The organism is Rhizobacter sp., assembly GCF_031412075.1.
Classification (GTDB): domain Bacteria; phylum Pseudomonadota; class Gammaproteobacteria; order Burkholderiales; family Burkholderiaceae_C; genus Rhizobacter.
This window is the reverse complement of sequence record NZ_JANOCG010000546.1, coordinates 1-4,584: the sequence shown is the minus strand read 5'-3', so window position 1 is coordinate 4,584 and position 4,584 is coordinate 1. Positions and strand designations below refer to the sequence as shown.

4 protein-coding genes are annotated in these 4,584 nt (G+C 65.7%); 1 reads left to right on the top strand and 3 read right to left on the bottom strand.

The window, feature by feature from the left end; all coding sequences use genetic code 11:
• Nucleotides 1-963 (bottom strand): hypothetical protein (locus RMO40_RS20390; RefSeq protein WP_309725266.1); only part of this gene is annotated, 963 nt, incomplete at its 3' end.
• A gap of 53 nt (nt 964-1,016) precedes the next feature.
• Entirely contained in the window at nt 1,017-2,186 is a 1,170-nt protein-coding gene (locus RMO40_RS20385) for a TolC family protein (protein ID WP_489660208.1), read from the bottom strand.
• A 420-nt stretch (nt 2,187-2,606) separates the two neighbouring features.
• Here RMO40_RS20385 and RMO40_RS20380 point away from each other — a divergent pair.
• Nucleotides 2,607-3,829 (top strand): IS3 family transposase gene (locus RMO40_RS20380; protein ID WP_489660207.1). Its coding sequence is split into 2 segments (ribosomal slippage): nt 2,607-2,865 and nt 2,865-3,829, totalling 1,224 coding nucleotides; the frame shifts between segments, so codons are not numbered across the junction.
• Between the two features lie 99 nt (nt 3,830-3,928).
• Here the strand turns inward: RMO40_RS20380 and RMO40_RS20375 are convergent.
• On the bottom strand, nt 3,929-4,584 hold a 656-nt coding region (locus RMO40_RS20375), incomplete at its 5' end, for an HlyD family type I secretion periplasmic adaptor subunit (RefSeq protein ID WP_309725261.1).

Here is a 4,584-nt window from a genome sequence, read left to right as displayed (position 1 = left end):
AACGACCCGCACCCGCCCAGCACCGTGCTGCGTGGCCCGCGCATCGAAGACTTTGCGGCCATCGCCACCATGTCGATGATCCTGCCCGGCGTGACGGTGGGTGAGGGCGCCTTGGTCGGTGCACACAGCAGCGTGAACCGTGATGTGGCTCCGAACACCGTGGCCGCGGGTGCCCCTGCCAAGTTTGTTTGCAACGCCAACGAGATCAAGCTCAAAGACGGCACCGGCCGCCCCGCCTACCCCTGGCGTGACCACTTCCACCGCGGCTACCCCGAGGCGTTGGTTGCGCCAGGGGTAGGCGGGGCGGCCGGTGCCGTCTTTCAGCTTGATCTCGTTGGCGTTGCAAACAAACTTGGCAGGCGCCCCAGCAGCCACGGTGTTGGGCGCCACATCGCGGTTGACGCTGCTGTGCGCGCCGACCAGGGCGCCCTCACCCACCGTCACGCCGGGCAGGATCATCGACATGGTGGCGATGGCCGCAAAGTCTTCGATGCGCGGGCCACGCAGCACGGTGCTGGGCGGGTGCGGGTCGTTGGTCAGCACCACGTACGGGAAGATCCAGACGAAGCTGCCGATGCTCGATTTCTGGCCGATGTGCACGTTGCTGTGAAAGCGCACGTAGTTGCCGATGCTGCAGTGGCCTTGCAGGTCGCTGAGCGTGCCGATCTGCAGGTTTTCGCCCGCCACGGTCTTCTCGCGCACCGTCACGCGGTGACCGGTAACGAGGCGGTTGCCGAAGGTCGAGCCTTGGTAAAAGATGCTGTGCGAGCGAATCAGCGCCGAGTCACCGATGACGAGCGGCGCGCCCTCGGCCAGCGCTGAAGGCAGGCCGATCTCGCAGTGCGAGCCGATGACCGCGCCATCACCGATCTGCACGTCGTCGTGGATGATCGTGAACGGGCCCACGTCGATGTCGGCGCCCAGGCGGGCCTTCGGGGAAACGATCGCGGTGGCGTGAATCATTTGTCCGCTCCTCAGTGTGGTTCGTTGATCTCTGCGGGCTCAGCGGCGGCGAGTCACTGTAGGCGCTGGCGCACGCCGCTGCCGAGAGACCACAGCAAGGCGGTGGACTGCTGGCCGTCGTACAAGGCATTCACATAGGCCACGCGCAGACCGTAGTGGTCGCCCTCGGAGGCCATCACGTCGAACAGCGAGCGGCGGCCGAGTTGTTGCCATTGCTGCAGGGTGAAGTTGCGCACGCGGTCGCTGTCGCGCAGCACCTCGACCACGCGGCGGGCGCGGTCGAAGGAGCTCAGCGCCTGCTCATGGACTTCGGTCATGCGGAACTTGCGGGCTTCGAGCGCGTCGGCTCGCTGCAGCTTGGCCGCGGCGGCACGCTTTTGCGAGGAGTCGACCGCGTGGCCGGCAGGCAGGTTGAACAGGGGCACGCTGACGTTGATGCCGGCCGACCAGTTGGCCGAGTTGCCTGCGCCTCGCACCTGGTTGCCATTGGCCACCAGGTTGACCTGCGGCATGCGGGCCGCGCTCACCGAGCGCGACAAGGCTTCGGCCGCCAGGGCCTGCGCAGAAAGTTGGGCAATGTCGGGGGCGGTATCGGCCTGGGCCAGCACCTCGGGCAGTGGCGGCGGCGTCAGCAGCACCGACGACAGGCCTTCGCTGGGCGGCAAGGCATCGCCGACGAAGCGGCGCAGCCGCGTCTCGACCTGGCGCACCATCGACAGGGTTTGTGCCTGCGAGATCTCGGCCTGCTGCAGATTCTTCTGCGCCTGCACCAGCTCGCTGGTGCGGCCGCGGTCGGCGCGCACGATGGTCTCGAGCGCCTCGACCAGGCAGCTCATCTTGCGGGCGTACTGCTGGTACACCTGCGCTTGCAGGCGGTAGCGGCTGCGCTCGATGGCAAGCGATACGGTTTGCAGCGCCACTTGCTCCTGCGCGTTGATCTCGCCCAGGCGGGCCGACTCGGCCAGATTCTTGCGCCAGTCGGTCAGCTGGGTGGTGCGGCCACCGTCGTACAGCGGGGCGCTCAGCGTGATGCCGACACGGCCTTGTTTGCCACGGCTTTCTTCCACATCGGCCACCTTGGTTTCGGTGGCGCCGATGAAGCCATTGGCCGTCAGCTGCGGCCAGTGGCCGGAGCGGGCTTCGTCGACGTCAATCGCAGCGGCTTCGGCCAGCAGCCTCACGGCGCCCAGCGCCTGGCTGCGGCGCTGCGCTTCGACGACCATGTTTTGCAGGTTGGCGCGGGCCGCACCGGCGTCGATGGGCATGCCGTTGGCATTGCTGCCGGTACGCATTTCGACGTTGTCTTCATCGATGCAGCGGGCTTGCGCGCCCAGCATGGCGCTGGTGGCCAACAAGGCGGCGGCACAAACCGGCAGCAGGCGAACGGAAGTGAATTTCATCGGGGAACGCTCCTGGGCATTCCCGTCAGTACACCGCAGCGGGGGGGTGTTTGATGGGTTGAAAGCGGGGCGGTTTCAGTGCCAATTCGTGGGGAATCGGCTCGGGGGCGAGGTCTTTTGGACGCAAAGGGCGCGAAGAAAGACGCAAAGGTCGCAAAGAAAACCAAAGGCTTGTCTTTCCTTCGCGTGGAGTTGACCCCGTTCCGCGGACACCCGATCCTTGAGGAATAGGAGAGATCCGAGATGAACAGAACGAGGCCATACCCGGCACAGTTTCGAGAACAGATGGTGGAGCTGGTGAGAGCTGGACGAGTGCCGGCGGAGCTGGCCAGAGAATTCGGCTGCTCGGCCAACAGCATCCTGAACTGGTGCCACCAGGCGCAAGGCCCACAAGCGCAACGCAACGCGCCAGCAAAGCCGGCGCTGAGCACTGAGGAGCGGGACGAGCTGCACAAGCTGCGCCGCGAGAACCGGCAACTGCAGCTGGAGCGAGACATCCTGGCAAAGGCTACGGCCTGGTTCGCCGCGAAGGGCGAGAAGACGTACATACCGTCTTCGAGCTTGTGAAGGCGAACCAGGCCGAACTACCCGTGCAGCAGATGTGCCGAGTGCTGGGCGTGTCCACCAGTGGGTACTACGCGTGGCGTGAGCGAGGTGTATCGCCCCGCGTGGGTGCAAATGCGGCGGTGACGCAGCGCATCCGCGCGATCCACTTGGCATCGGACGCGACCTACGGCATGCCCCGGGTGAGAGCCGAGCTGATCGATCAAGGCGAGCAGATCAGTCGCAAGCGCGTGGCCCGGCTGATGCGCAAGGCGGGGTTGTACGGCGTGAGCCGGCGCCGCGGCTACACGGTGACCACGCGACGCGATGACTCGCACGAGCGGGTACCCGACCTGGTGGATCGGCAGTTCGAAGCATCCGGGGCGAATCAGCTGTGGGTGGCCGACATGACCTACGTGCCCACCTGGGAGGGCTTCATCTACCTGGCCATGGTGCTGGACGTGTGGAGCAGGCGCATCGTGGGCTGGTCGATCGGGGAGACGATGGATGCACAACTGGTGAGCAGCGCGCTGGAAATGGCGGTGCAGCAAAGGAGGCCCGATACCGTGATCCATCACAGCGACCGGGGAAGCCAGTACACGAGCTGGGCGTTCGCCCAGAGGTGTGAGGCCGCGGGCGTGCGCAGATCGATGGGCAGTGTGGGGGATGCCTACGACAACGCGATGGCCGAGAGTTTCTTCGCCACGCTCGAGTGCGAGTTGATCGATCGACGGACGTGGCGCACCAAGGCCGAAGCACGCGCAGCCCTGTTCGCTTATATCGAGGGTTGGAACAACCCTCGACGCCGGCACAGCGCCTTGGGTCAATGCTCACCCATGAACTACGAAAGGAGGCATGCCGTACAAGCGCTCACCGGCCAATGCGCTGTACACCGCAGTCGGGCTGAGACATCAGCCCATTGACCGTCCGCGAAATAGGGTCAACTCCAGCGACCTTTGCGTCTTCCCTTTGCGAGCTTTGCGTCCAAAAGAAAGCTGCCCTGGCACCCGCCCCAACCCAGCTCACCTCTCCCGGAACGCTTCCTTGGACTTGAGCATCGGCCGCAAGATGAAACTCAGCACCGAGCGTTCCCCCGTTCGCACCTCCACCTGCCCCGTCATGCCGGGCAGGATGGGCAGCGGCTTGCCTTTTTCCTTGAGCGTGGAGCGGTCGCTGCGCAGCGTCACGCGGTAGTAGGTGGAGTCGGCGGCGGCGCGGTCGGTGTCGCCGAGCGCGTCGGGGCTGATGTATTCGATCTTGCCTTGCAGGCCGCCGTAGGTGGTGTAGTCGTAAGCGGCAAGCTTGACCTCGGCTTTTTGCCCGACCCGCACGAAGCCGATGTCGCGCGGCTTGATGCGCGCCTCGACCAGCACGCGCGAGCCGATGGGCACAATTTCCATCATCGGCGCGCCCGGTGCCACCACGCCGCCGAGGGTGTTGGTGCGTATGTTCTTCACCAGCCCACGCACCGGCGAGGTGAGCACGGTGCGGCGCAGCACGTCGGCGCGGCCGGCGAGTTGTTCGTCGAGCAGCGAGAGCTCGGTCTGCACGCGGACCAGGTCGGTGCTGGCGTCTTGCCTGAACTTGTTGATGCGCTCGCGGCTTTGCAGCTGCAGGTCGTTGACCTGGCGGCGCAGGCGCATCACCTCCACCTCGCTCATCAGGCCCTTGGCCGACA